The organism is Ignavibacteriales bacterium (assembly GCA_020635255.1).
In the GTDB taxonomy this organism is placed as follows: domain Bacteria; phylum Bacteroidota; class Ignavibacteria; order Tepidaquicellales; family Tepidaquicellaceae; genus JAEYVS01.
This window is the reverse complement of the sequence record JACKAC010000002.1, coordinates 116,512-142,219: the sequence shown is the minus strand read 5'-3', so window position 1 is coordinate 142,219 and position 25,708 is coordinate 116,512. Positions and strand designations below refer to the sequence as shown.

General features: G+C 40.5%; 25 protein-coding genes. 7 read left to right on the top strand and 18 right to left on the bottom strand.

The genetic code is table 11. The annotated features are described in order from the left end of the window. Positions 1–3 precede the first annotated feature (3 nt). The 3 genes from queG to H6614_08460 all read left to right on the top strand — a co-directional run bounded on the left by queG (position 4) and on the right by H6614_08460 (position 2,461). Positions 4–942, top strand: a complete 939-nt coding sequence (gene queG, locus H6614_08470) for a tRNA epoxyqueuosine(34) reductase QueG (protein MCB9243692.1) — start codon at positions 4–6, stop codon at positions 940–942. A gap of 530 nt (positions 943–1,472) precedes the next feature. Next, positions 1,473–2,051, top strand: coding sequence for a T9SS type A sorting domain-containing protein (locus H6614_08465; protein MCB9243691.1), 579 nt, complete (start codon positions 1,473–1,475; stop codon positions 2,049–2,051). Further along, positions 2,051–2,461 carry an OsmC family protein gene (locus tag H6614_08460; GenBank protein MCB9243690.1) on the top strand — a complete coding sequence of 137 codons (411 nt, stop codon included), beginning with the start codon at positions 2,051–2,053 and terminating at the stop codon, positions 2,459–2,461. The genes H6614_08465 and H6614_08460 overlap by 1 nt, the downstream gene beginning before the upstream one ends. On the opposite strand, the gene H6614_08455 is transcribed toward H6614_08460, so the two are convergent. Genes H6614_08455 through H6614_08435 form a run of 5 tightly spaced genes read right to left on the bottom strand, consistent with a single transcriptional unit; the run spans position 2,458 to position 10,506 of the window. Beyond that, positions 2,458–5,175 carry a pyruvate, phosphate dikinase gene (locus H6614_08455; protein ID MCB9243689.1) on the bottom strand — a complete coding sequence of 906 codons (2,718 nt, stop codon included), beginning with the start codon at positions 5,173–5,175 and terminating at the stop codon, positions 2,458–2,460. The two genes, H6614_08460 and H6614_08455, sit on opposite strands and share 4 nt — an antisense overlap. Before the next feature lie 17 nt (positions 5,176–5,192). Beyond that, on the bottom strand, positions 5,193–6,908 hold the full coding sequence (locus H6614_08450; protein MCB9243688.1) for a M61 family metallopeptidase: 1,716 nt from the start codon (positions 6,906–6,908) through the stop codon (positions 5,193–5,195). 38 nt (positions 6,909–6,946) lie between these two features. Further along, positions 6,947–7,417, bottom strand: coding sequence for a PTS sugar transporter subunit IIA (locus H6614_08445; protein MCB9243687.1), 471 nt, complete (start codon positions 7,415–7,417; stop codon positions 6,947–6,949). 23 nt (positions 7,418–7,440) lie between these two features. After that, positions 7,441–9,888: an NTP transferase domain-containing protein gene (locus H6614_08440; GenBank protein MCB9243686.1), complete on the bottom strand. Its 2,448-nt coding sequence runs from the start codon at positions 9,886–9,888 to the stop codon at positions 7,441–7,443. Between the two features lie 18 nt (positions 9,889–9,906). Next, entirely contained in the window at positions 9,907–10,506 is a 600-nt protein-coding gene (locus H6614_08435) for a LemA family protein (GenBank protein MCB9243685.1), read from the bottom strand. Between the two features lie 184 nt (positions 10,507–10,690). Between H6614_08435 and H6614_08430 the strand changes: the two genes are divergently transcribed. Then, positions 10,691–11,083 carry a hypothetical protein gene (locus H6614_08430; GenBank protein ID MCB9243684.1) on the top strand — a complete coding sequence of 131 codons (393 nt, stop codon included), beginning with the start codon at positions 10,691–10,693 and terminating at the stop codon, positions 11,081–11,083. A 2-nt stretch (positions 11,084–11,085) separates the two neighbouring features. On the opposite strand, the gene H6614_08425 is transcribed toward H6614_08430, so the two are convergent. The 10 genes from H6614_08425 to H6614_08380 form a co-directional block, all read right to left on the bottom strand. Then, positions 11,086–11,649, bottom strand: coding sequence for a DUF192 domain-containing protein (locus H6614_08425; GenBank protein MCB9243683.1), 564 nt, complete (start codon positions 11,647–11,649; stop codon positions 11,086–11,088). Then, entirely contained in the window at positions 11,650–12,420 is a 771-nt protein-coding gene (locus tag H6614_08420; protein ID MCB9243682.1) for an enoyl-CoA hydratase/isomerase family protein, read from the bottom strand. It lies immediately after the preceding gene. 4 nt (positions 12,421–12,424) lie between these two features. Continuing rightward, positions 12,425–13,234 (bottom strand): ABC transporter ATP-binding protein, encoded by an 810-nt coding sequence (locus H6614_08415; GenBank protein MCB9243681.1) that lies wholly within the window; start codon positions 13,232–13,234, stop codon positions 12,425–12,427. Further along, positions 13,234–14,535: a tRNA (N(6)-L-threonylcarbamoyladenosine(37)-C(2))-methylthiotransferase MtaB gene (gene mtaB / locus H6614_08410; GenBank protein ID MCB9243680.1), complete on the bottom strand. Its 1,302-nt coding sequence runs from the start codon at positions 14,533–14,535 to the stop codon at positions 13,234–13,236. The genes H6614_08415 and mtaB overlap by 1 nt, the downstream gene beginning before the upstream one ends. A 581-nt stretch (positions 14,536–15,116) precedes the next feature. Then, the gene (locus H6614_08405) at positions 15,117–16,265 is read right to left on the bottom strand and encodes a PQQ-binding-like beta-propeller repeat protein (GenBank protein ID MCB9243679.1); all 1,149 of its coding nucleotides are present in this window, start codon (positions 16,263–16,265) and stop codon (positions 15,117–15,119) included. A gap of 88 nt (positions 16,266–16,353) precedes the next feature. Beyond that, complete coding sequence (locus H6614_08400) at positions 16,354–16,626, bottom strand: hypothetical protein (GenBank protein MCB9243678.1); 273 nt, start codon at positions 16,624–16,626, stop codon at positions 16,354–16,356. Continuing rightward, the gene (locus H6614_08395) at positions 16,626–17,546 is read right to left on the bottom strand and encodes a TIGR01777 family protein (protein ID MCB9243677.1); all 921 of its coding nucleotides are present in this window, start codon (positions 17,544–17,546) and stop codon (positions 16,626–16,628) included. Before H6614_08395 ends, H6614_08400 begins: the two co-directional genes overlap by 1 nt. Then, the gene (locus tag H6614_08390) at positions 17,543–18,271 is read right to left on the bottom strand and encodes a carbon-nitrogen hydrolase family protein (protein ID MCB9243676.1); all 729 of its coding nucleotides are present in this window, start codon (positions 18,269–18,271) and stop codon (positions 17,543–17,545) included. Before H6614_08390 ends, H6614_08395 begins: the two co-directional genes overlap by 4 nt. Positions 18,272–18,274: 3 nt before the next feature. Then, positions 18,275–18,631: a hypothetical protein gene (locus H6614_08385; protein ID MCB9243675.1), complete on the bottom strand. Its 357-nt coding sequence runs from the start codon at positions 18,629–18,631 to the stop codon at positions 18,275–18,277. Positions 18,632–18,679: 48 nt separating this feature from the next. Continuing rightward, the gene (locus H6614_08380; GenBank protein MCB9243674.1) at positions 18,680–19,330 is read right to left on the bottom strand and encodes a DUF1211 domain-containing protein; all 651 of its coding nucleotides are present in this window, start codon (positions 19,328–19,330) and stop codon (positions 18,680–18,682) included. A gap of 197 nt (positions 19,331–19,527) precedes the next feature. Between H6614_08380 and H6614_08375 the strand changes: the two genes are divergently transcribed. Then, positions 19,528–21,102: a DEAD/DEAH box helicase gene (locus H6614_08375; GenBank protein ID MCB9243673.1), complete on the top strand. Its 1,575-nt coding sequence runs from the start codon at positions 19,528–19,530 to the stop codon at positions 21,100–21,102. Here the strand turns inward: H6614_08375 and H6614_08370 are convergent. Beyond that, positions 21,099–21,818: a 2-phosphosulfolactate phosphatase gene (locus H6614_08370; protein ID MCB9243672.1), complete on the bottom strand. Its 720-nt coding sequence runs from the start codon at positions 21,816–21,818 to the stop codon at positions 21,099–21,101. The two genes, H6614_08375 and H6614_08370, sit on opposite strands and share 4 nt — an antisense overlap. 91 nt (positions 21,819–21,909) lie before the next feature. Here H6614_08370 and H6614_08365 point away from each other — a divergent pair, with 91 nt between their 5' ends. Next, entirely contained in the window at positions 21,910–22,206 is a 297-nt protein-coding gene (locus H6614_08365; protein MCB9243671.1) for a hypothetical protein, read from the top strand. A gap of 78 nt (positions 22,207–22,284) precedes the next feature. On the opposite strand, the gene H6614_08360 is transcribed toward H6614_08365, so the two are convergent. Both H6614_08360 and H6614_08355 read right to left on the bottom strand, forming a co-directional pair. Next, positions 22,285–23,415, bottom strand: a complete 1,131-nt coding sequence (locus tag H6614_08360) for a hypothetical protein (protein MCB9243670.1) — start codon at positions 23,413–23,415, stop codon at positions 22,285–22,287. Positions 23,416–23,426: 11 nt separating this feature from the next. Continuing rightward, positions 23,427–24,155 carry an ATP-binding cassette domain-containing protein gene (locus H6614_08355; GenBank protein MCB9243669.1) on the bottom strand — a complete coding sequence of 243 codons (729 nt, stop codon included), beginning with the start codon at positions 24,153–24,155 and terminating at the stop codon, positions 23,427–23,429. 87 nt (positions 24,156–24,242) lie between these two features. On the opposite strand from H6614_08355, the gene H6614_08350 reads away from it, so the two are divergent. After that, complete coding sequence (locus H6614_08350; GenBank protein MCB9243668.1) at positions 24,243–25,619, top strand: ergothioneine biosynthesis protein EgtB; 1,377 nt, start codon at positions 24,243–24,245, stop codon at positions 25,617–25,619. Positions 25,620–25,708: the final 89 nt, after the last annotated feature.

The window sequence follows — 25,708 nt, the reverse complement described above, 5'->3', positions numbered from 1 at the left end:
ACTATGAGCCTTTCCAAAAGGGAATTAACCATAAAGATCAAAAATATTTGCGCGAATGAGGGCTTTTCAAAAGTAGGAATTGCAAAAGCAGAGAAGCTAACAGAAGAAGAACCGTATTTTAAAAAATGGCTGGCAGAAGAGATGAATGGCGACATGAAATGGATGAATAATTCGTTTGAAAAAAGGCTTGACCCGCGACGAATAGACGAAAATATAAGATCTGTTATCTCATTGGCATATTTATATGATACCCCCGTATTGCATTCGAATGATACTAATATTCCTAAGATCTCGCGCTATGCATGGGGAAAGAGGGATTATCATAAAGTTCTCAAAAAGAAACTAAAGTCTGTTTGCAGATCTATTGAGGAACTATCCCCGGAGATCGAAACACGGACATATGTTGACAACGGACCGGTTATGGATAAAGCCTGGGCAGTTCGCTCCGGTATCGGCTGGATGGGCAAACACACAAATGTTATTAACCCGGATATTGGAAGCTTTTTCTTCCTCTGTGAGATCTTTCTCAATTTCGAACTCGAGTATGACGAACCGATTGAGGACCTTTGCAAAAATTGCGCTCTTTGTATAAACGCCTGTCCGACAGGAGCTATTTATGATGAGTACAAACTCGACGCTAATCTTTGCATTTCGTATCAGACGATCGAGAATAAGAATGAAATACCCGATGACATTTCGCTCGAGGGCTGGATATTCGGATGTGATATCTGCCAGGACGTTTGCCCGTATAACGGCAGGAAAGTATTTACAGAGGACGGTAACTTCTACCCGAGACCGGACGTAATTAATAAAACATATGATGAGCAGCTTGGGATGACAGAGGAAGAGTTTAATTCAATATTCGAAGGTACCCCGATTCGCCGGACAAAATATTCCGGCTGGATGAGAAATCTTAAAAAAGCTAAACAAGAAGTTTCATAACAAAACATATTACACACATGCTAAAAATTTCTATCTCCTTATTTCTCTTTATTGCTGCCTTTCTAAGCATAAATTCATATGCGCAGTATAGCTCACCTGAGAGTGTGACTTACGATTCCGTAAGCAAACGATACTTTATTTCAAATACCGGTAGCGGTAAAGTTCTTCAGAGAAGCCAAACCGGTGTCGTAACCGATTTTGTTACTCCAGGCGGTACGCTTCGCGGTCTCACTATTTACAATGGGGTCTTATACGCAGCCACAAGTAACTCTGTTAAAGGTTACGACCTGAATACCGGTACACCGGGCATGAATCTCTCGATGGGTACCTCACTCAATGGTATAGATGCTGATACAAACGGGTATCTTTATGTGTCAAACTTTACCTCTGCCGGAACAATTTACAAAATCCGTATTTCCGATAATCAATTCTGGGCTTTTGCAACTGTACCTAGAACGCCTAATGGTGTTTATGCAGATTACAAAAGGAACCGTCTCCTGGTAGTTGCATGGGGTGGCAGTGCAACAGTAATGAGTGTAAGTCTTACGGATTCTACCGATGTAACAACCCTGGTAACAACGCCTTACAGTAATCTTGACGGTATTTCTCTGGATAGAAATGATCACGTCTATTGTTCGTCCTATAGTGGTAACTTGGTCTTCAGATACGACATTAACTTTGCCTCTTCCCCTGCAGTAGTTGTCAATACAGGTCTTTCTGCTCCGGCGGATATATATGTAAATAGAGGTACCGACACGCTCGCTGTACCAAATGCAGGTAACAATACTGTAAGCTTTATTCCTTTAACAGTTCCGACAACTATACAACAGACAAACAATATTGCCGATGGGTATTCTCTGAAGCAAAACTATCCCAACCCATTCAACCCCTCGACAAACATCTCATTTGAGATAAAAAAGAAGGGATTGGTAACATTGAAAGTGTATGATATACTTGGCAATGAGGTAGCATCACTTGTAAATGAGGAGCTAAACTCAGGAAGCTATAATATAACATTCGACGCTTCCAATTTTACAAGCGGGGTTTATTTTTATGAATTACGATCGGGAAGTTTTAAAGATACCAAAAAAATGTTATTAGTAAAATAATGGTAGAGATCAACATAACATACGAAGGCGACCTCCACTGCCGGGCTGTTCATGGTCCCAGCGGGGTCGTCATCGAAACCGATGCTCCCGTCGATAACCAGGGTAAGGGCGAATCATTTTCACCAACTGATCTGCTTGCAACATCATTTGGAGTGTGTAACCTGACTTTAATGGGAATCTGTGCGCGTGGGCATGACATTGACCTTATGGGAACAACCGTCCGCGTGGAAAAACACATGACAAAAGAAAAACCTCGTAAAGTAGCAAGATTAGTTGTTGAAATAAATCTTCCCCTAGGAATACCTCATAATAAAAGGGACGTTCTCGAACATGCCGCTCGGGCATGTCCTGTGGCATTGAGCATCAGTCCGGAAGTAGTTATTGAGCAGAGCTTTAATTACCCTGACTAATCGCTAAGGTTTGCCCTCGCTGCTGCAAGTCTTGCTATAGGTACTCTGAATGGTGAACAGCTAACATAGTTCAGTCCTAGCCTGTGACAGAATTCCACGGACGCAGGCTCTCCGCCGTGTTCCCCGCAAATTCCAATCTTTAAGTTAGGCTTTACTTTCCGCCCGCGTTCGACACCTACTTCCATTAATACACCTACACCTTCCTGGTCAATAGTTTCAAAAGGATCTCTTGCAAATATCTCATTCTCCACATAAAATGGCATAAATATACTGGAGTCATCTCTGGATATTCCGTATGTGAGCTGTGTAAGATCATTTGTTCCGAATGAAAAGAAGTCGGCTTCTTTCGCAATATTCCCTGCGATGATCGCGGCTCTTGGTATTTCTATCATCGTACCAACCTTGTGATTGATCTTTATCTTTTCCTTCTCCATAACCTCCTTGGCTACTCTTTCAACTATTTCCTTTTGTAAAATAAATTCGTTCTCATTCCCTACAAGAGGTATCATTATCTCCGGATGAACTTCTATTCCTTCCTTTTTAACCTTTGCCGCCGCCTCAAAAATTGCTCTTGCTTGCATCTCAGTAATTTCGGGATATGTATTTGCGAGGCGGCATCCCCTGTGGCCCAGCATCGGGTTAAATTCCCTTAAAGCATTCAGTTTGTATTTTATCTCATCGACCGACGTTCCAATCAATTCGGCAAGTTTCTGTATCTCAAGATCCGTGTGAGGTAAAAACTCATGTAGGGGGGGATCTAAAGTTCTAATTGTAACCGGTTTCCCTTTCATTACCCTGAATATTCCTGTAAAATCTTTCCTCTGGTAAGGAAGGATCTTTGCCAGCGCTTTCCGTCTTCCTGTTTCATCATATGCCAGTATCATCTCTCTTACAGCATCTATCCTGTCACCGCCAAAGAACATATGCTCAGTCCTGCAAAGCCCGATTCCTTCAGCTCCGAATGCAACGGCATTTTCAGCCTGGTCCGGCTGGTCAGCATTAGTCCTGACACCAAGTTTCCTGTTCTTATCCACCCAACCCATAAATTTTGCATACATCTGGTATAGTTTCGACTGGCCCGGTTTCATTGTCTTATCAATAAGTACAGCCAGTACCTCCGAGGGCTTTGTATCGAGTTTCCCGGCGATCACTTCACCCGTCGAACCGTCTATTGAAATGTAGTCCCCTTCCCTGATAACGGTGTCTTTGCCTTCCGCCTTTATCGTTTTCAATAGATAGTCTATGTCGAGGATCGTGCATCCTGCTACACAGACCTTTCCCATCTGTCTTGCAACAAGCGCCGCGTGTGATGTCATTCCGCCTTTGGAAGTAAGAATACCTTCCGATGCATTCATACCGCGTATGTCTTCAGGTGATGTTTCTATCCTTACAAGTATCACTTGCTCACCTCTGGCAGCTGCATTTACTGCATCGAATGAATTAAAATAAACTCTCCCCGTAGCTGCACCCGGTCCGGCATTGAGCCCTTTCGCAAGGAGCCTGCCGTCTTTGATAGCATTATCCTTCTGTTTGGAATCGAATATCGGTCTAAGCAAATGGTTGAATTGCTTCGGCTCGACACGCATAATAGCTTCTTTCTGGCTGATAAGTTTCTCATCCGCCATTTCGACTGCCATTCTTAGAGCCGCTATGCCTGTCCTCTTACCAACCCTGCACTGAAGCATATAGAGCTTACCGTCCTGTATTGTGAACTCGACATCCATCATATCTCTATAGTGTTTCTCGAGGGTCCTCCTGATCTTATCGAGCTCCTTATATATCTTTGGCGAATCCTTTTCCAGCTTGGTTATCGATAGCGGAGTCCTGGTTCCTGCAACAACATCCTCACCCTGGGCATTCATTAGGTACTCACCGTAGAACTTGTTCTCACCGGTTGCCGGGTCACGTGTGAACGCAACTCCCGTTCCGGACGTTTCTCCCATATTTCCAAATACCATGGACTGTACATTAACTGCCGTTCCCCATTCTTTCGGGATATTGTTCAGTTTCCTGTAAACTATCGCCCTGTCATTCATCCATGAACGGAAGACCGCACCAATGGCTCCCCATAGCTGTTCCATTGGATCCGTTGGGAAGTTATGCCCGGTATTTTTCTTAATTGCCATCTTGAATTCATCCACCAACTCTTTCAGATCGTCAGTACTGAATTCAGTATCGTATTTTATTCCTTTCTGACGCTTCTTTTCTTCTATTACTTCTTCGAATGGATCGATCTGGTTCTTGTCTGCAGGCTTTAGATCGAGTACAACGTCTCCGTACATCTGAACAAATCTCCTGTAGCAGTCATATGCAAACCACTCATTTCCGGATTTCTTAGATAATGCTTCGACCGTGGTATCATTAAGTCCCAGGTTCAAAACCGTATCCATCATCCCTGGCATCGAAGCCCTTGCTCCGGAGCGTACACTCACTAATAACGGGTTCTTGGAATCACCAAATTTCGCACCCATTAATTTCTCGATCTTCTTAAGTGCTTCCTGCACTTGGTTTTTTAACTCCTTCGGGTATTTCTTTTTATTTGCATAATAGTATGTACAAACATCCGTTGTTATTGTGAATCCGGGAGGAACGGGAAGCTTAAGATTGGTCATCTCGGCAAGATTCGCCCCTTTTCCCCCTAGAAGGTTTTTCATGTTAGCTTTCCCCTCAGCCTTTCCATTGCCGAAGAAGTAAACGTATTTTTTTGATTTCATTTAAAGAAGTTTATAATTTATCCGGATATCCATTTTTCCCAGACTTTCTTTTGCATATCATCCGGGTTTTCTATTTTTACAAGCTCGTATGTAGGAACCTGTTCAAGTATCTTCATCTTGAGGTCCCTCACCTTCCCGGCTCGGCTGTATACAACTTCCGTCTCGTCGCCGGGTTTATATGTGTTTAGTACTGCTTTAAAGTTATTATTAGTTACTCTAATGCCATTCAAAGCAATCAACTCATCACCCGCGCTTAATCCGACACCATAAGCGGAGCCCCCGTCATAAACCTCATCCAATATTACATTATCGCTCTTCCTATTGATAACAGCATTCAGCTTTATCTCTCCCTCCTTATTCTTATCCTTCAATTCAACACCTGCCCTTAATAAATATTCTGCAAATGGAATTTCATCCGTTCCCCTTATATACTTGTTCCAAAATTCATCCATATTCTTGCCGGTTAAACTCTCTATTACTTCCTTTACCCTATCACCTGTATAACCTTTGCCTGGGTCATTGTTATAATCCTCAAATAATATTCTCAATACATCATCCAGTGATTTTTCACAGTTTGAAGTTGTGATTATCTCGATGTCCAGCATTAGGGCTATCAACCCTCCCTTTTTGTAATAGGAGATCTGGTCATTCCTGCTGTTTTCATGACGGTTATAGAATTTAGTCCAGTTATAGTAGCTCGAATCTTCCAGTGATTGTTGAAATCTTCCTGTGTATTTCAAAACTTCGTTAACCTCTTCAGCTACAAACTCAAGATACTCCTTATCGTCGAGTATATCGGCTCTTTTTAAGGTAAGATTATCAAAGAAACTCGTCCATCCTTCCGTTACCCAATGCATCTTTGTATATACTTCCTTTGAATAATCAAATGGTCCGAGTTCCAACGGTCTCACTCGCTTTACATTCCATACATGGAATAACTCATGAGATATCAGTCCAAGGAATTTCTTGTATCTCTTTTCATCGTCAAATACCCATGGCGGATACATTGCGGAAAATGAATTGAGATGTTCGAGTCCCCCACCTACACCTTCGGCAATTGTAATTAAAAACGTAAAGTTCTTATAGGGAAGCCCCTCCATCATCTTGCTTTCTGCTTCAACTATCTTTTCAAAATCCACTACAAACTTTTCAGCATCATAATTACCTGCTCCATAAATACATATATAGTGTTTCTTCTCATCAACTTCAAATTCCAATATTTGCTGATTTCCTATTTCTATTGGACAGTCTGCCAAAATATCATAGTTCTCAGCGCTGAATCTGCTATCACCAATCTTTTTCAATCCGGTCGATATCTTTTTCCAGTCATGGTATGGTTGTATTTCCAATTCGCATTCGTCACCTATCCTCCCCTTAATATACATAAACACGCTCGTTCCATTTAAATATGCATGATCCGAGGTTATCTCACTCGTCCTCACCGTTAGCTCATTACAATAGACCCTGTAGGTTAGTTTTACATCTCCTACACCGGATGTATTTATTTCCCACGAACTTTTTCCGGTTTTTTCACAATCTAGTTCCTTACTATTTGCGCTTGCTTTAATCTTATCCACGTGCCTTGCGTAGTCTCTTACCTTATATGATCCCGGAGTCCACACTGGCATCTCAAACTCCATCTCTTCTGCACCATCGGTAGAGGTTGTTATTTCAACATCACAATAATGTGTTACGGGATTTGGAAATGAAATTTTATATTCTATTTTACTCATTGAAATTACTAATGCTGAGGTTGATTTTGTGATTAAATTTAAATGTCCTGATAATTCTCTTCTTCCTTCTGAAATAGCTCTAAAACCTCTTTCGATGTTTTAGCTTCATCGAGTTTATCCCGGAACTTATCGTTATTCATTATTCTGGAGATACGGCTGAGGAGTTTTATATGTGTGTTCAATAGACTGTCTTTTCCTACCAGCAGGAATACGAATTTCACCGGCTCTGAATCTATTGAATCGAAATCTATCGGGTCTTTGAGTATTGCAAATGAAGCAGTAACATCCGATATCTCGTCTGTTTTTCCGTGCGGAATTGCGAACCCTTTTCCCACTCCTGTCGAAACAAGTTTCTCCCTCTCAAAAACACATTCCACTACCTTTTCCTTATCGATGATCTTCCCGGATCTGGCAGCAATATCTATCATCTTATTTATACAATCATCCTTATCATTTACTTCCAACCCTACGGATATAAGGTCCTCTGTAAGTATTTCACTTATTTTCATTGTAAAACGAAACTCCTTTCGACTTAATTGTAATTTTTTACTATATAACTTAAAATTTTTGTTTTGTAACTCTCGATTAATTCATCTGTCTTTTCTTCTGAATCAGTCTCGACATTTAAATGAACTAATCCCCTATGCTTATCCGGTGTGAATAACACTGTATCATTATTGTTAATGAATATCTTTACCCCATCTATCAATTCCTGTGGATATTGTACATTATCTTCCATAAACTGCCTCATTATCGTTCCTTTTAGATCTTTCGGGCAATCTATATTTTCTTTTTTCATGTTCAGCTTCACCAGCTCACGGTCTAATTCGTCTATATTGCATCCGCTCCTTGCTATCAATTCTAGTATCTTAGCAACTGAAAACATCCCGTCCGTCGCGTATAGAAATTCCGGGAATAAAAATCCTCCTCTTGTTCCTCCCACAAAACTTACCTCCGGGTCCTCGCATGCCATCATCATTGCATAGTGTGTATCCTTCACTCTGACTACCTCCACTCCGTATTCTTTCGCGATTATATCCACTTCCCTTGTTGATTGTACGGGAACAGCTATCTTTTTCACATCTGGTGTCACCATCAGAAACATTTTTAATACCAGCACAAGGAATCTGTCTCCGCCAAGTATCTTACCCTCACTGGTCGCCAGCCATACTTTCTCACCGCCCGCGTCGATAGTAAAACCAAGGTCATATCCCAGGGATTTAACTACAAACGAAAAATGCGTGAATGACTCCCTGAACTCGTCTACCGATCTCGTTATCTTATCCCTGTCCAAATGCGCATTTAGTGAAACGATCTCGCAATCAAACTCTCCCAAAATGCTGGGAAAGATTGTTGATGCTATTCCAAATGAATAATCAATTACTAATTTAAACTTTGCTTTCTTGATTGCCTCCACGTCCAAAGATTCCAGGAAGTGTTTCTGATATTTCTCGTTCGTCCTTTCCTGAAATTTAAAATAACCTACATCGTAATAATCCGCTCTCCTATATTCCTCACTGAAGAATAATCTCTCGATTGCCTTTGTCTTATTGCTTGAAAGATCTTTCCCATCGCTGTCGAAAAATATTATATCCGTTGAACTCCTGTCGAATGGTGATTTCCTCACAAATATCCCTGCGTCTCCTTCACCGTTTTCAAGGATCTGTCTTAAAATTGGTATCGGTATAACCTGTGTGTCTATAACGTTTACCCCTGCTGACATTAGTCCGCTTGATACAGACCTCTTTATCATATTTGATACATAATCGATATCCCTGGCTATCAATACTCTCTTACCCTCGCCGACAAAAGCGCCAAATACCGTACCCAGCTTAGATGCAAATTCAGGATTTACTTGCAGATTTGATAGTCCTGTTATTCTTGAATCCGTGAAAAGCTCCGTAAAGAATTTATCATCATATATAAGACTTCTGCCGACCTTCTCACCATCGTCGATCACCTTCTTATCCCATATTTTAATGCTCGAGCTGATGAATACATTATTGCCAATACTACATTCATCTCCTACAAAAACATAATCGTTTATCCTGGTGTCATGTCCGATCGTACAATTCCTTCCAATAACATCATAGATAAGCTTGCTATTGCTCCCGATTTTTACACCATCCCATATCACCGAATTCTGTATTACTGCCCCGGCTTCTATCTCGACATCGTCACCTATAATACTGTGATTGATTGAGGCATCTGGATGGATTTTCGCCGTTGGACTAATACAGTTGCCGTTTTCGTCCGTCTCATTAATATAATTCAACTCGTTGTTTAGAACATCCATGTTAGACGAAATGTACTCTTCAAGGTTACCGACATCCCTCCAGTAACCATCCGTCTTGCATCCGTATATCGGTATCCCGCTTTCCAGTAATTTTGGAAAGAGGTCTTTGGAAAAATCGTAATTCTCTTTTTCCGGTATGTGAGAAAATATCTCTTTATTGAAAAAATAAATTCCAGTATTAATTGTATCTGAAAAAACTTCCGACGATGACGGCTTCTCTAAAAACCTTACTATCCTTCCGTCTTCACCTGTTAGCACTATGCCAAATTGAAGAGGGTTCCTTGAGCTGTATAGCGCCATTGTGGCTATTGTTCCTTTGTCGTTATGGAACTCACCTATCGAGCTAAGATCAAAATCCGTCAGCACATCACCGCTGATAACTACAAACTTGTCCTCGATATATTTCTCGGCTAGCTTCACTGCGCCCGCAGTCCCATAATCCTGATCCGGTATGATGTACCTTATATTAACGCCATACTCCGAACCATCCCCGAATATCGCTTCGATTTTCTCGGGCATGTAATAAAGCATTATGGTATAATCTGTAATATTATGAGTTTTTAGTAGTGCAAAGATGTGCTCTAGGATAGGTTTATTGACGATGGGTACCATCGGTTTCGGAATGTTGTTTGTTAGTGGTCTTAGCCTCGTTCCGAAACCTCCGGCCATTATGACTGCCTGCATGACGTTATAATTGCTCCATTATTTGTTGAAGTTTACCTCCGGTACCTGATCACTGCCCTCTTTCGATTTAAAATACTGCTTCTCTTTGAAACCAAATATTCCCGCCGTTATCAATGTCGGGAATGATCTTATCTCTGTATTATATGCCTGAACCGCTTCATTAAATCTCCTTCTCTCCACCGCGATCCTGTTCTCTGTTCCTTCCAGCTGTGCTTGAAGTTGAAGGAAGTTCTCGTTTGCTTTCAACTCCGGATAATTCTCTACTACCACAAGGAGTCTCGACAGAGCTCCGGATAGTTGATCCTGTGCGTTTTGAAATTGCTGGAATTTCTCCGGGTCGCTCAGGTCATCTGCTGTTAACTGGGTTTGTCCGACTTTGCTTCTCGCATCGGTGACCTCCGTTAATACGCTCTTTTCAAAATCCGCGTATCCTTTTACTGTATTTACAAGATTAGGGATCAGGTCTGCGCGTCTCTGGTATTGATTTTCTACCTGGGACCACGCTCCGTTTACTTGCTCTTCCATTGTAACAAGCGTGTTATACCCGCATCCGGAAAGAGAAATCGATGTTATGAATAAAATTGATAGGAAAATTAGATTCTTGTAAGCAGTCTTCATATATTACGTTTAATAACAAAAATACTATTAAGTGCCTTAAATTACAATCCGTAACGAAGGTCGTCTCTCCACACATTTTCTATAAGTTATAAAAAAATATATATTTACAGGAATATATTATATTTTCTTTATATCCGGCACTTTCAGGTACATTTTTGTCTCAAAATTATTATATTGTATCCCCATGGAAATCGTAACTAACATTTACGAGGAACATGACAGCTACAATAGGGAAATCGCGGGTGAGCTTTATAATTTATCCTGGACTTTATTAGATAAGAAAGCGCGTACTGAAGAAGAAGATGAAGCAATGCTGAATGCTGCTCATGCTTCGGTATATCATTGGAGAGCGCTGGGCTCCGACAGCAGTCTCGCTGCGGGGTATCTCCTCCTTTCACGTATTTATACACACAAAAAATGCTATGACCTTGCTCTGGACTATGCCGAAAAATGTCTCGACATCTGCGAGCAAAAGGATATTTCTGAAAATGAGTTTGATATTAATTGGGCTTACGGCGCAGTAGCATCAGCGCACCAAAACCGCGCGGAATTTTACAAAAGGAAGTATCGAAATTAATACTACTGATAGGTAAACTCTATCGAATCCCCTTCTTTCAATCCGTACTTATCTGCAAACCCTGCGTTAACTTCGACTACATACATTGCCGGCTTTTCCGAAGGCAGGTCCTTTTCTGAGAATGGTGTGGTGCTTTTATGTATTTTAACGATCTTCTTATCTTTACCTATAAACATTATATCCAGAGGCAGTATCGTATTTTTCATCCAGAAAGCTTGCTGGTCCTCTGTCGGAAAAATAAACAGCATTCCTCTTGCCTCATCCATGGTCTTTCTATACATAAGCCCTTGCTGTCTCTCCGGACCGTTGTCTGCGATCTCGATGTCTATTTTCTTTACTTCCTTACCGTCTTTCGTAAAAGTCAGCTCACCCTCTTTCTTAAACTGTGGCTCCTGTACTTTATCCACTTCCTTTTGGATCGTGGGCGGTACAACAACTTCTTCTTTCTTTATCGCATACTCATAAATCAAATAGCCCGCAATAACCAAAATTACGACTACTAGTATATTTCTCGGAAGGTTTGAACTTTCCTGCTTTTGAGGTGCCTTTTTAGTCTGCTTGCTCATTTATTTGTTTACCTTGTTTAAAAAGTTGCTTACACCGTTTTTGCATTCCTCTGTCATCCTTGTTATTGCATTCAGGTCCACAGCATATTCCAGCGCCGCTTCAAAGCTCATCGAGGATATATTCCCGAACATCTCTTTCGTTAATTTTAACGAGCTTAACGGCAATTTGTTCAATCCCGCGCAAAGCCTATCTGTAAAGCCTTCCAGCTCATCCGGATTTGTTAAATAGTTTGCAAAACCTATCCTGTGGGCTTCTTCCCCCATTATAAACCGTGACGTCAAAAGCAGGTCTTTTGCATGCGCTTCGGTCACTCTCTTCATCAAAAATATCATTACGATTGCCGGGATAAAGCCTATCTTTACCTCCGTGTATCCAAACTGTGCCGTCTCCGATGCTACTACTATATCGCATGCCGATGCTATCCCGCATCCGCCTGCCAAAGCGTAACCCTCCACCATCGCAATTGTTGGTTTTCTGTTATTGTAAATTGCAAGGAGCAGGTTTTTAAATTTTCTCGAATCATCTTTGTTTTGCAATATGTCATACTCAGATATTTTTTGCAGATAATCGAGAAAGAGCCCCGAGCAAAAGTTACTTCCCGCCCCGGTTAATATGATAGATTTAGTTTCATCGTCGTTCGAATACTTGTTCATAGCGTCGGTCAATTCTTCTATCATCAGCTCGTCCAGCGAATTCCTTTTCTCCGGACGATTCAATATTATCTTCTTCGTCTGATCATTCTTTTCTACTAAAATTCTTTGATAATCCATTTTATTATAATTTTGGCAGATAGTTAATTAACAATTCATTGTTATTGGAAATAATTGCCGAGTTGATAAGAAAATATTCCCGTAGATTCTCTTCCGTAATTATGTCATGTGTTTTGCCCGCGAATACCAGCTTCCCTTTGTCTAGTAGCAGGGTCTTATGAGTGTATTTTAGAGCGAGGCTAAGGTCATGCATCACAACCATTATCGTAAGTCCTTTTTCCGAATTTAATTTATGCAATATCGAAAATATCTCATGCTGGTAATTTACGTCAAGGTATGTCAGCGGTTCGTCAATGATCAATAATTTTTCCTTAAGATCTTCTTTTAAATTCAATTGCACCAATGCAAGAGTAATTAGAACTTTTTGCCTCTCACCTCCCGAAAGCTCGGAAATTTCCCTGTCCCTAAAATCCATAATACCTGCCACATCCAGTGCTTCACTTACAACCGATTCATCCTCCTCATTATACCTGAATTCCGAAAAATTCTTGTAAGAGTATCTTCCTAATAACAGAAAATCTTTTACGGTTATCTTATCCGTAAGCATTATTCCGGACTGAGGGAGATAGCATAAGCTCCTTGAAAGAGCCTTCCTTTCATATTCTGCTATATCCTTATCTTTAAAAATGATCTTACCACTTGTATTAGTGTGGATCCCCGAAAGCAATTTTACCAAAGTTGATTTCCCGGAGCCGTTCCTGCCTATGATCGAAACGAATTCACCTTCACAAATAGAAAAGGAAACATCCTTAAGAGCGAACCTTTCATTGCCATAGGAAAAGCTAATATCTTCTGCTTTTAGTATCTCACTCATTAGTAGAACACCTCGGATTTAGTTTCGCATAAGACCGGCTTTATCCCGTCTGTTTCGAGAAGGGTTACTTTTTTTATCATGTTTTCTTCGGCAAATTTGGAATCTGCTTTCACCCTTATATAATTCGTCGTAAGTCCTTCCCTGTAGCCGTCTTTCACAGATTCAAATAATACTTCCTGCTCACTTCCGACAAACCTGCTGTAAAAGTCAAACCTCTTTTTATCCGATAACCTTCTTAGGATATGACTTCGCTTTTTCCTCACTTCAATGTCCACGCTTCCCGGCATCACAGCCGCATCGGTATCGCGTCTCTCTGAGTAAGAAAATACGTGCAGGTAACTAATAGGAAGTTCGTTAAGGAAATTATACGTGTTTTGAAACCTTTCTTCAGTCTCACCCGGAAATCCAACAATAACGTCTACACCAATACCAACATCCTTTATCTCATCATTCAGTCTGTGTACGAGGTCACGGTAGTATTCCTTCTTGTACCGGCGTCTCATGCCCTGCAGCGTCTCCGCGTCACCGCTCTGAAGCGGTATATGGAAGTGATTACAGAATTTATCCGACGACTTAGCAAAGTCTATTATCTGCTGGTTCACAAGATTAGGCTCGATCGAACTTATTCTAATTCTCTTTATATCCAGTTTGTCCAACTCATACAGCACGTCCACCAGCCTGTACAATCTTCCATTTTGATATTTATAGTCACCTGTATTAACTCCTGTTAGAACAATCTCCTTATACCCTGAATCAATCACCCTCTTCGCGTTGTCTATTACTTCGTTTATCGGCTGGCTTCTTGACTTGCCTCTTGCAAGCGGTATCGTGCAAAACGAGCATTTGTAATTACATCCATCCTGTATCTTCAAAAACGCGCGGGTGCGCGAATCAATGTCCGCAGAAAAGGCAAAATGGAAATCATTTACTTCCTCGATAGGGGAACGGTAAATACATGACGGCTCGCCTTTTTCGAAGCTATCTACATAGTCGAATACTTTGAACTTTTCCTTTGCGCCTAGCACAACATCCACGCCCTCGATCGAAGCAATCTCGCCCGGTTGTAACTGCGCATAGCATCCTGTAACGATCACATATGTTTCCGGATTATTGCGGAGTATGCTTCGGACGATCTGCCTGCATTCCTTATCGGCGTTATTCGTCACGGAACAGGTATTGAGGACAAATATATCAGATTCATCACCATATTCCCGTATCTGGAAGCCCCGCGTTTCGAACTCCTTTGCCAATGTGGAGGTCTCGCTGTAGTTCAGCTTGCATCCTAAGGTATGTAATGACACACTTTTAGTCATAGGAGGAAATTTACTAAAAAAGTAATGGAATTTTAAGGCTTAAATATAGCATTCGGATTGCTATCATAATGATGGAGCCGGATAAGCGGTTCTTCCGGCTGAGCCTCTGACTTTCGCTTCATCCCTTTCCCCGGGGGAGGATGGGGAGGTGAGGGAAGCTACACGCCCAAGCCCGCCTACATTTAACTTATTCACTCTTCCATAGGCGGCTTCCCGCCGGTGGGTTGATTTAAAGGACGGTAAGATTCCTCACTTTCTGTACCAATTTACACATGTTCCAAGTATGGGTTGATTTAAAGCTCGGGACACTAAAACCCCCCTCTTTCCCCCCTTTGTTAAAGGGGGGATGATCATAGACGGTTTATAATCTCCCATTTTACACATGTTCTAATCCCGTCAAGGACGGAACGCGGATTGTACTTTCTAAGAAGAAAGCATACCGCTTGTAGGTTGATTAGGTCGGGACGAATCCCGCCTTAAATAAGGAAATATAGGGTGAGGAAAAGATGAAAGCAAAGAGAAAAGGGTTAGATACGTATATATACTTTTAATAGAAATCAGAAAAATTACTAATTGATACATGTTATTTTATAACCTCTCTTTGGAGCAAAAATCAGCTTACCAATTGAAGTTAGAACCGGATTTGGTAAGGTAGAACCGTGGTCAGATCGGTAAGTCCATCTTCTTATTCCATCTTTTGTAAGTGAACATACAAAAATCGGGGAAGTGTCAACCAGGTAATATAAATTATCTTCATTATCCAAGATTATATTGTCAGCTCTACCGAAATGATTCTCTAAAGCAGCTGAACTCCAGATTGTCTTTCCATTAATATCAAGTGCGCGAATCGAATCTGATTGAACAAATATAATATTGTCCGAACTAATCACAGGAATATCAAATACATTATCCCTTTTCCATCTTATATTACCATCTTTATCCAACGAATAAAGACGCTTAGTTCTGTAATCCGTAAAATATAAATTATTAAAACCATCGATTACTATTCCGATCACGTATGAATTTAGTGTGTCCAAAGTATATTGCCATATGAGCGTTCCATATTTGTCAAGTTTGGAAATCCTGGATCCACTTAAATAAATATTCCCCTCATGATCCATCGCATTATACACTCCCGATAGCGAATTGATATTACTACTTGTCCACTTAATTGATCCATCCGGATTAACGGCTGAAAAACCATTAGCTACATAAGTATAAATTAGACCTTCACCATCCAGCATAACTTTATTATACGCCCCACCCGGTCTTGACCATAACTGATTCCCACTGCTGTCATAACAATATAACCCGGGTGGATTATCTACATGAAAATAAATTCGCGTCTCTTCCTTGTTCATAGATATTGCAGAAAAGTTATAAGTTGTTAATCCATCCCGTTTCCATATCACACTTCCATCAGGAGCAAACTTATATAATGATCCAGGACTATTATCATCCTGATAATATACATTACCCTTTGAGTCTGCACAAAATTCACTGCCGTCACCTAAAGCTCCATGTTGAAGTGAATCACTCCATTCAAACGTACCGTTCATGACTGGAGCTACATAATGGTTCGAAGCATTATTACCGGACTGCGTTCCGTCATAGCCGAATTGCGGCCACATTGGCTTTGTATCCGGCTCAATGTACTTTACTGATTCATCACAGCCTGTCAAAGATAAAAGGGAAATCAAAACGAGAAGGTATTTCACGGTAGAAGTTTTTTGGGGAAACTATACAGTTTTTACTCAAATGTCAATAGATGCTAAGTCGTTTAAGTTGCAGATATTCCAATTGATTTTACTGATAGAAAATATCCATTTTCTTCAAAGACACTTTCATTATATTGTTTCTCAACGCGGGGTCATTTTCCATGATCGCTTTAATTTCCTCTTCAGTACAGTCAAATACTGTCAGGCTCCCCGTACCGTCTTCGTAAGGACCACCAAATTTCAGCTTTCCTTTGTCATTCAGCTCCTTCATATATTCAATATGAGCTAAGAAAATGGGATCATCCGGAGAGCCCCAGTTGTCTCCTTTAGACCAATCTAATATATAATAGTATTCTGCCATTATTTCTTGAATATATCTTCCAATGTCTCTTTTAGATGTGGATATTTAAATTCAAACCCGTGTTCAAGCAGATATTTTGGAATAACCCGTCTCCCCATTAATATAAGCTCATGTTCCGTACCGATTATCTTCGTGCCTATTTTAAGCATAAAGGCCGGATTGGGAATGCCGATTGGGACATGCAAAACTTTGCGGAGTGTTCTCATTAGTTCTACATTTGTTACAGGTTCCGGACCGGTGCATATTATCATTCCTTCCGCAGTATCATTCTTTATCACCCAGTCGATAACCCTGCAAAAATCCAATTCGTGCATCCAGCTGATGTATTGTTTACCGCTGCCAAACTTTCCACCCAGCCCAAGTCTTGTTACTATTGTGAAAGGCTTAAGCACACCCCCGTCCTTTCCAAATACCAGCCCAATACGCAGATAAACTTTCCTTGTACCCGGGGTAACAATATTATTGAATGTCTCTTCCCACTTTTTCGCAACTCCGGGCGAAAAACCGCCCGGCACGGGAGACGACTCATCCATTATCTCATCTCCCGAATCACCATATATCGCGGCTGTGCTGGAATTGATCCATAGCTTAGGAGGATCCGTTGACCTTAATATTGCCTCTCCTATTATATCAGTAGAATCTACCCTTGAATTAATAATCTCTTTCCTGTTCTTCTCGTTATACCTGCAATTAACCGATCTTCCCGCCAAGTTGATCACAACGTCACTACCGTCTATCTCTTTAGCCCATTCTCCCAATGTTTTTCCGTCCCATTTTACATATAAAATGTTTTTGTCCGGAGACTTTGGATTTCTTGAAAGCACAACAACCTGAATATCGGAATTATAAAAGTGTTTTATCAGACAACCACCCAGAAAACCGGACCCTCCGGCTAAAATTATCTTCTTTGGCTTATTCATAAGTATTCGATCTCCGTTTCACCGGTTTCAGTATCATAAATCAATATACCGGGATTAGAATTATCCATCTCCCCGCATAGCTTTCCCTCCTTATTCCAAGCAGAGGATGTACCGTAAGAATCGAAAATTTCACATGGTCCAACGCTGTTAGACATTATGACATCCATTGAATATTTTTTTGCAATCCCGGGAAAATGCGCAAATACTTTTTCAACCCCATTCTTGTTTTTTACAACGCTTGTCAAGTAAATCCCAGAACCAAGCTCATTTGCTTTTTCGGAATGTTCCGGGAGTAATGACTCGTAGCAAATGGCAGGGGTAATATGATTATCTTCGAGGGAAAGAATCATCTGCTCGCTGCCTTCTATGAAATAAGGCAGTTCATCCGAATGAAGATATTGCTTTGAATAGATCCTTCTGTCTGAGCCAGGCGAAAAGATCACCATACTTATTCTTACACCGTCATTTGATCCGGTGGGCAGACCCACACAAATGATTATCTCACCTTCATCGCTCACATTTTGAAAAACATCGAGCCTTTTATCTTCCGGAGAGGATGCAAGTTCTCCGGCAAGCGACGGTTCATATCCGGTTAATGACAGTTCTGGGAAAACTATAAGACGCGCTCTATGCTCGAGCGCTTTTTTTATAAAGGAAAGGTGATCGTTGGTATTTTGTTGCATATCACCTCTAACAGGCAGGGTTTGAGCAGCACAAATCCTCATATATTAATTCTTTTTCATCAGCAGGTATGCCTTGGATTTATTGTTCCAGCCGGCTTGTGACTCATATTGTACCTTGTAGATCGTTAGATCAGCCTGGGACTCATAGTCGACGAAGTACAGCTTAAAATCAGCCTGGGACTCATAATCTACGAAATACCATAGCCCGTCCTCGTCAGCCTGCGATTCATACCTGACCGTATATACATTGAGGTCAGCCTGAGATTCATAATCAACGATATAGACCTTAATATCCGCCTGCGATTCATATTTTACAGGATATACTTTCTGGCAGAGAGCTATATTTGTAGAGAAAGCTGCTCCCGACAGCGCAAAAATAAAAATGAGAAATAATTTTTTCATGATAGTTTAATTGATTCATAGATTAAACAAGCCGGGCATCTATAAGTTTCATTCCGATATATGTTTTCTTCTTATTCTTCTATATGTCTTTATTGAGATAGCCGAAATTAACGGCAATACATATAAACTCATTTTAGCTACCGTAATATCAAAAAAAGCTAACACCGCCGTGAAGAAAAACATAGCAGGTGTTAAGATCTGAACTTTTGTAATTGACCTTAGCTCTTTTAGGTTGAGATTGTCATCAATCAGCCTGTGATTCCTGATCGCATATTCCCAGTGAATGATCAGGATCACACCCAATATTATAAGGTTAAAACAATAGACCTGGATGCTTATATGATTATTGCTGTACTCCACCATCATCGATGTCGTGAATGGAATGATAGCAACAAACATGAGAAAAAAAATGTTTATCCACATCAGATTCCTGTCGGATGTGCGTATCTCTCTGAACTGCATCTGGTGCCTGACCCAAAAAAGTCCAAGTACAATAAAACTGATAAAGTAGTTTTCGAGAACCGGAAGTACCTGTAATAACTTATGTATGGTGGTCTTATCATCGGGTGAAAGCGGGGGTACCTGTACGCTTAGTATAAGGAGGGTCATGGTAATCGAAAAAACACCGTCAGAAAGTGCTTCTATCCTCGAAACACTGTATTTTTCAGGGTCAGGTTGAAATAGCTTTCTGAAATTCAATGGTAAACACTTTATTTAAGAATTTTATAAATATACCTAAAAATGAAATTTGAAAAAACAGCCTATTTCCCAGCATAATAATGAGCAAATCTTATTAACTGTGTATTTGCAACGGTATTGCGTATATTGTATTAACAGAGTTACGGATTTTAACCTCCGATATACCGGAGGTTTTTTTTGTATAATTAAAAAGAACAATGTACACAGTTAAGTTTAAGGAATTAGATCTGTCTAAAGAGATAATGAAGGCGGTCGAAGATATGGGATTCGAAGAAGCTACCCCTATCCAGTCGCAATCGATACCAATCATCATGCAAGGGAAAGATATAATAGGACAGGCTCAAACAGGAACGGGAAAAACAGCTTCATTTGGAATTCCAATAATAGAAAATATTAAGAATGAGAAGAGAATTCAGGCTCTTGTGCTCTGCCCTACAAGAGAGCTGACGATACAGGTAGCCGAGGAAATAAATGAACTGCTGAAATATAAGAATGGAATCAGCATAGTCCCAATCTACGGCGGGCAGTCAATCGACAGGCAAATAAAAGCTCTCAAGAGCGGAGTTCAGATCATAATTGCAACGCCGGGAAGATTGGTCGATCATATAATGCGAAAGACCATAAAACTTGATAAGGTATTTATGGTTGTTTTAGACGAAGCTGACATAATGCTCGATATGGGATTTAGAAATGATCTTGAAACGATCCTTAAGAATGTTCCAAAGCAAAGACAAACGGTTTTATTTTCGGCAACGATGTCAAAACCAATACTGGACCTGTCAAAAAAATATCTTGTGAGTCCCGAGATGGTCAAGGTCGTTCATAAAGAACTCACAGTTCCCAAGATCAAACAATACTACCTGGAAGTAAAGCCCAATGTAAAACTGGAAGCGCTGACACGGCTGCTTGATATCCACGACCCGGAGCTTGCTATAGTATTCTGTAATACAAAAAGGGGTGTAGATAAGCTCGCAAAGCATTTGCAGGCGCGGGGCTATTTTGCCGAGGGACTGCACGGCGACATGCGCCAGCAGCAAAGGGATAAGGTAATGTCGAAATTCAGGACCGGTGAGCTGGATATTTTGGTAGCAACGGATGTAGCAGCTAGGGGCATAGATGTAGATGAAATAGATGTGGTGTTTAATTATGATGTACCACAGGATGAAGAGTATTATGTACACCGAATCGGGCGAACGGCAAGAGCAGGACGTGAGGGAAAAGCATTTACATTTGTAACAGGCAAGGAGATATATAAGATCCGGGATATAGAAAAGTTTTCAAAGACAAAAATAGTAAGACAAAACATCCCATCGGTAAAGGACGTACAGGCAATAAAAACGACGGAGATAATCGAAGAAATAAAAGAGGTGATAGATGGTGACGAAGGAATATTTAAATATCGGGAGATCCTTGAAAAACTAATGCAGGAAGACTACACGTCAGCAGAAATTGCTGCAGCGCTTTTAAAGATCCTCCTTGAAGGTGAATCATTCGAAGAACAGGAGATCCAATCTAAACCTTTGGCTAAGAATAAAACCGAAAGATTATTTGTTAATATAGGAAAAAGTAAAAAGGTGAAGCCGGGTGACCTGGTAGGCGCATTTTCGGGAGAATCGGGAATACCGGGAAACGCGATCGGGGCAATAGATATATATGATAATTTTAGCTTTTTAGAAATAGAAGGGAAGTATCTAGATACAGTCCTCAAGAAAATGAACAAGGTGACATTTAAAGGAAAGAAACTTTTTGTTGAACCGGCGAAGAGGAATTAAGAGCTTACGGCACTAATGTATGCCTGATCTTTTAAAACAGGAACACATTCACTTACATTAATATCTGCGGCAAGATAAACATCAACTTCATAGCCTTTTTCGACGAGCTCGATTCCAGAGATGCAATTTAATAATGCATCTGTCTCTTTATTGTGTAATGAATGGTAAATATTAACAGCAAGCTCCGCTTCAGGTGACAGATTACCTTTTAATCGAGATAAAATTGCTCCGGCACCAAAGATATCCTCAAGCGCAAACCTAATGGAGCCATCAGGCCATTTCTCACCTGCAGGAATAACAGAAATCCTTTCACCATGTCGGTTGGCATACTCAGCAACGGATCTATAATTCCGCAAACAGCCGCATATTGTTAAGACATCTCCCGTTGCAAGTGAGAGCGAAGAACCGTTTGGCGAAGGAAGTACTATGTTTGTTCCACTAAGAATATTCTCCAATGAATAGGGCGATAGAGATAATTCTGTTTTACTCCGCGGCTTAGCCAAAATTGCATCCTTTGATAACGCATACTCTAGTGCTTTTTCATCTTTCCATTTACATGGATAAACCTTTGCACCATTACTACAAGCAATATCTACAGATGTAGAAAAGGATAAAACATCCACAATAATTACCACATCAGATATTGGAACAAGTAATTTTAGACCTTCCAGCCCCCATTCACACCTTACATTATATTGATTTTTAGCTGAAATCATAACATTTCAAGATTCGTGAACTTCCTTTTTTCGTGTAGAATATGTACATTTCATCTCTATAATTCTAAACTAAAATTAAGGAGAAAGGAAAATGTTACGCATCAGAGAGGTTTTTTATTGCAAACCCGGTCAGGCAAAAAATTTAGTCGAGAAATTTAAAAAAGCCGGCGATGTAATGGAAAAGGCAGGCGGTTTTTCCGGCATGAAGATCATGGTTGATTATATTGCAACTTATTGGACGGTTATTCTCGAAACCGATGTTGAATCAATCGATGAGTTCGAAAAAGGCATGGCTGAATATGCAGGGAATATGGAAGTTCAAAATGCTATGGATGGATATATGGATCTGGTGGAGGGCGGACGCAGAGAAGTGTTCCGTATAATGTAGTTTTTGATTTGGTCTATTGTAGTGATCTTCATTAACGCTCACCCTTGCATTAATGTGCAGGGGTGAAGGACTTCTTCGTCAAAATTTAATTACTTCCAGAGAGTCGGACTTTTTTCCATTTATTACTAAATTTTCTCCTTTCAGATAAATATCGAAAAAAGTCTTCATATAGTCTAGAGTCTCACTAATTATCCTGAGCGCATTTTCTTTAACGGGCTCATTGTCGGCACTATAGTAGTTTATGTCTAAAAAACTATTGTGGTCAGCCCCGCCAATCAAAACTCTATACGCACCCCCTTTTACTTTTTTACAAAACTCACTTCTTCTTATAAACTGTTTCCTGAAGCCATCGTGATTCTTATAATCAGGGAGATCCTCGATAAACATAAAAGGAACGTTAATTCCCTTCAAAGCTACAGTGGGAGGCGTTCCATCTATATCAAGAACCGCTTTAATGCGGTCATCCAGAATGCTCGTATAAATAGCCGCGGCTCCGCCAATCGAATGCCCCCATACACCAATACTTTTAAGATCAATTTTTCCATCAAAATCTTCCGGATTAACTTCCTCCAGTTTATTGAGAGAATAGATCATGTCTTCCGCAAGTATTTTTTGCCGTTTACCTTTCTCTTTCCTGTAATCATCGGCTGTTATTTGAGTCGGGATTTCCAGCAATTTCAAACTATCATGAAATGAAAGATCGGAAGGGAAAACTTCACCCTCTTCATTTAATACAAACTCGCTTTCATATAAATGATTTACACCCGCTACAATAAATCCGTTCCGTGCTAATGCTTCAGCATAATAGGTATACAGGCTGATATTTCCTCCCAATGTTGGGGAAAATATCAATAGAGGAAAACTTTTCTTCTGAGTACTCACCGGAGCATTTACAAATGATATTGTGTTAATGCTTGAGACAAGTGCCACATCTTCTGCAGACCACCCGTTCAATTTTTCCCATATATCTTCAATGTTACTATAATAACTTGACCTTTCGTACTCGTTATTTGATTCCGTAATATCGGACGGGTACCATACCTGGACATTTATGATCCTGTAACCTCCATAATACGGGTCTAAGCGGTTTGTATCGATCCACCGAAAATATCTAGTTCCTACATTGTATGTTTCATTAGGATAGTCCTGGGCTATAGAAAATGTCTGGGGCAGAAAAAAAATGAATACTAGTACAAGCGAATGTTTCATTGTTAATTCTCTCAATCCTGACTCATTATGAAATCTTTCACCTTATCATTGGAAGGGTTGTTTAATACGACATCCCTGTCGTCATATTGCTGTATCTCCCCCTCGTCTATTACCATAATTTTATCGGCGAGCCGCCTTGCCTCTGCTAGGTCATGTGTCACCATTATAATACATCTTGGCTCATTCTCCTGTAACGTCAACAGCTCAGCGTGTATCTCATTTTTTGTAGTAGGGTCGAGAGCACCAAACGCCTCATCCAATAAAAATATCGGCGGATTCAATATCATAGCCCGGCAAATTCCCACTCTCTGCTGCTCTCCACCGGATAGCTGATATGGGAATTTCTCCTTAAACCCCGGACCAAGATTTACAAAACCCATAAGCTCCTCGATCCTGTTATCTAATTCCGCAGGATTTCTGTGTCCGTTCACTTTAGCAAGGAGCGCGATATTTTCATAGACATTCATATGAGGAAACAGCCCTGTACCCTGCACCGAATACCCTATCTTTAGCCGTGTCGGGATAATATTCCTATAATCAAGTTCCACACCAAAGAGATAAACTTTACCCGATGACGGATGAATCAGCCCGTTAACCATCTGCAATAGAGTTGATTTACCGCTCCCGCTTTTACCAATTATCGCGGTTATTAAATTATCTTCTATCTCAAAAGTAGCGTCCTTAACCGCTGCTTTTTCACCATAATAACGGGAAACATGTTCAAATTTTACCGGAAACACGTGAAGTGAGTTTATATTTTAGCGAATATGCAATATATTTCTATTCAGGCTAAATTAAGGCTTAATTAAGGAAATTAAAAGAATAAAATGGAAAACATTATTATAACTACGAACAAAGTGGATGGCAATAAAGCCATTAGTGAAGAACGAGTAAAACTTTATAACCAGTTCCTCGATGTCAGATATCTTACATTCGATATACTGGACCCCCTGGAGATCGAGGATTATGTTGTTCAAACAGAGGCATATATGAGCCCTCCGAGATGGCATATCGGTCATACCACGTGGTTTTATGAACAACTCCTGCGGTCGTATTATAAAGATAAATTTGTTCCCTACAAAGAGGATTACGCATTTTATTTTAATTCATACTACTTAACCTTTGGTAAGCTCTTTAATAAAGCAAAGCGCGGTACACTTTCTCGCCCGACTGTTAAAGAAACCATTAACTACTGTAATCACATCAACAAGCAAGTACTCGACTTCTTCCTGGATGAAAATGTCGAAATTACAGATGACATTAAAAAGAAATTCGAACTCGGCTATAATCACGAATACCAGCACCAGGAGTTAATAGTTTACGATGTTCAGCATCTATTACAGGATGATTATAATCCCAAAACTATGAAGGAACCGCCTACTTCATCCGGAAAGATTAATTTCGATATGGTGAAAATTCCCGGAAGTATTTTCGAAATGGGGTTTGACCCAGAGAGATACGGTGACCGTTTTGCATACGATATAGAAATGCCCTTGCACAAAATCTATCTCAACGATTATATGATAGACCGCTACCCTGTAACAAATGGACAGTATCTTGATTTCATAAATGACGGCGGCTATAAAGAATTCCGTCACTGGCTCTCTGAGGCGTGGTATGCTGTAAACGACAATGGATGGGAAGCCCCTCTGTACTGGCTGCAGGATGACAGCGGTGAATGGTATAAATATGACTTCCGCGGAAAATCATACATAAAAGACATTGCCAACGAACCTGTAACACATATCAGCTATTTCGAAGCGGATGCCTTCGCTAAATGGGCAGGAAAGCGCCTCCCTACCGAAGGCGAATGGGAAAAAGCTGCATCTTTCAATGAGGATCTGGGAAAAAGCACACTTTTCCCGTGGGGTGATGACGATCCATCATTTGAAAACACAAGCCTCCTCGGAATGGATGTATGGAGAACGACCGATGTAAATTCTTATGAAAAGGGTAAGAGCTATTATGAATGTTACCAGATGATAGGTGATGCCTGGGAGTGGACTTCATCGGAGTTTATGGCATATCCCGGATTCAAATCAGGTTTTGCCGAATATAACGACAAATGGTTCAACAACCAAAAGGTCTTAAGAGGCGGCTCATTTGGCACGCCAAAACAATCGACGCGTAATACATACCGTAATTTCTTTAAGACACACGAAAGGTGGCTCATATCGGGTTTCCGGTGCGCAAAGGATTTATAAACTACTCGGGGCAGCTCTGACTGCCCTTTTTTATTTATATTTACAATAGTTTGTTTTTTAGGTAAAATTACCCAAAACACAAAATGGGG

Excerpts from the sequence above, each read along its gene's own strand:
- H6614_08435 (MCB9243685.1), bottom strand. The coding sequence starts at position 10,506 with ATGAAGACTGCTTACAAGAATCTAATTTTCCTATCAATTTTATTCATA.
- H6614_08415 (MCB9243681.1), bottom strand. The coding sequence starts at position 13,234 with ATGAGTGAGATACTAAAAGCAGAAGATATTAGCTTTTCCTATGGCAAT.
- H6614_08460 (MCB9243690.1), top strand. The coding sequence starts at position 2,051 with ATGGTAGAGATCAACATAACATACGAAGGCGACCTCCACTGCCGGGCT.
- H6614_08360 (MCB9243670.1), bottom strand. The coding sequence starts at position 23,415 with ATGAAACATTCGCTTGTACTAGTATTCATTTTTTTTCTGCCCCAGACA.
- H6614_08445 (MCB9243687.1), bottom strand. The coding sequence starts at position 7,417 with ATGAAAATAAGTGAAATACTTACAGAGGACCTTATATCCGTAGGGTTG.
- H6614_08370 (MCB9243672.1), bottom strand. The coding sequence starts at position 21,818 with ATGATTTCAGCTAAAAATCAATATAATGTAAGGTGTGAATGGGGGCTG.
- H6614_08350 (MCB9243668.1), top strand. The coding sequence starts at position 24,243 with ATGGAAAACATTATTATAACTACGAACAAAGTGGATGGCAATAAAGCC.
- H6614_08455 (MCB9243689.1), bottom strand. The coding sequence starts at position 5,175 with ATGAAATCAAAAAAATACGTTTACTTCTTCGGCAATGGAAAGGCTGAG.
- H6614_08390 (MCB9243676.1), bottom strand. The coding sequence starts at position 18,271 with ATGAGGATTTGTGCTGCTCAAACCCTGCCTGTTAGAGGTGATATGCAA.
- H6614_08395 (MCB9243677.1), bottom strand. The coding sequence starts at position 17,546 with ATGAATAAGCCAAAGAAGATAATTTTAGCCGGAGGGTCCGGTTTTCTG.
- H6614_08440 (MCB9243686.1), bottom strand. The coding sequence starts at position 9,888 with ATGCAGGCAGTCATAATGGCCGGAGGTTTCGGAACGAGGCTAAGACCA.
- H6614_08365 (MCB9243671.1), top strand. The coding sequence starts at position 21,910 with ATGTTACGCATCAGAGAGGTTTTTTATTGCAAACCCGGTCAGGCAAAA.
- H6614_08400 (MCB9243678.1), bottom strand. The coding sequence starts at position 16,626 with ATGGCAGAATACTATTATATATTAGATTGGTCTAAAGGAGACAACTGG.
- H6614_08375 (MCB9243673.1), top strand. The coding sequence starts at position 19,528 with ATGTACACAGTTAAGTTTAAGGAATTAGATCTGTCTAAAGAGATAATG.
- H6614_08420 (MCB9243682.1), bottom strand. The coding sequence starts at position 12,420 with ATGGATTATCAAAGAATTTTAGTAGAAAAGAATGATCAGACGAAGAAG.
- H6614_08425 (MCB9243683.1), bottom strand. The coding sequence starts at position 11,649 with ATGAGCAAGCAGACTAAAAAGGCACCTCAAAAGCAGGAAAGTTCAAAC.
- H6614_08465 (MCB9243691.1), top strand. The coding sequence starts at position 1,473 with ATGAGTGTAAGTCTTACGGATTCTACCGATGTAACAACCCTGGTAACA.
- H6614_08450 (MCB9243688.1), bottom strand. The coding sequence starts at position 6,908 with ATGAGTAAAATAGAATATAAAATTTCATTTCCAAATCCCGTAACACAT.
- queG (MCB9243692.1), top strand. The coding sequence starts at position 4 with ATGAGCCTTTCCAAAAGGGAATTAACCATAAAGATCAAAAATATTTGC.
- H6614_08430 (MCB9243684.1), top strand. The coding sequence starts at position 10,691 with ATGGAAATCGTAACTAACATTTACGAGGAACATGACAGCTACAATAGG.
- H6614_08385 (MCB9243675.1), bottom strand. The coding sequence starts at position 18,631 with ATGAAAAAATTATTTCTCATTTTTATTTTTGCGCTGTCGGGAGCAGCT.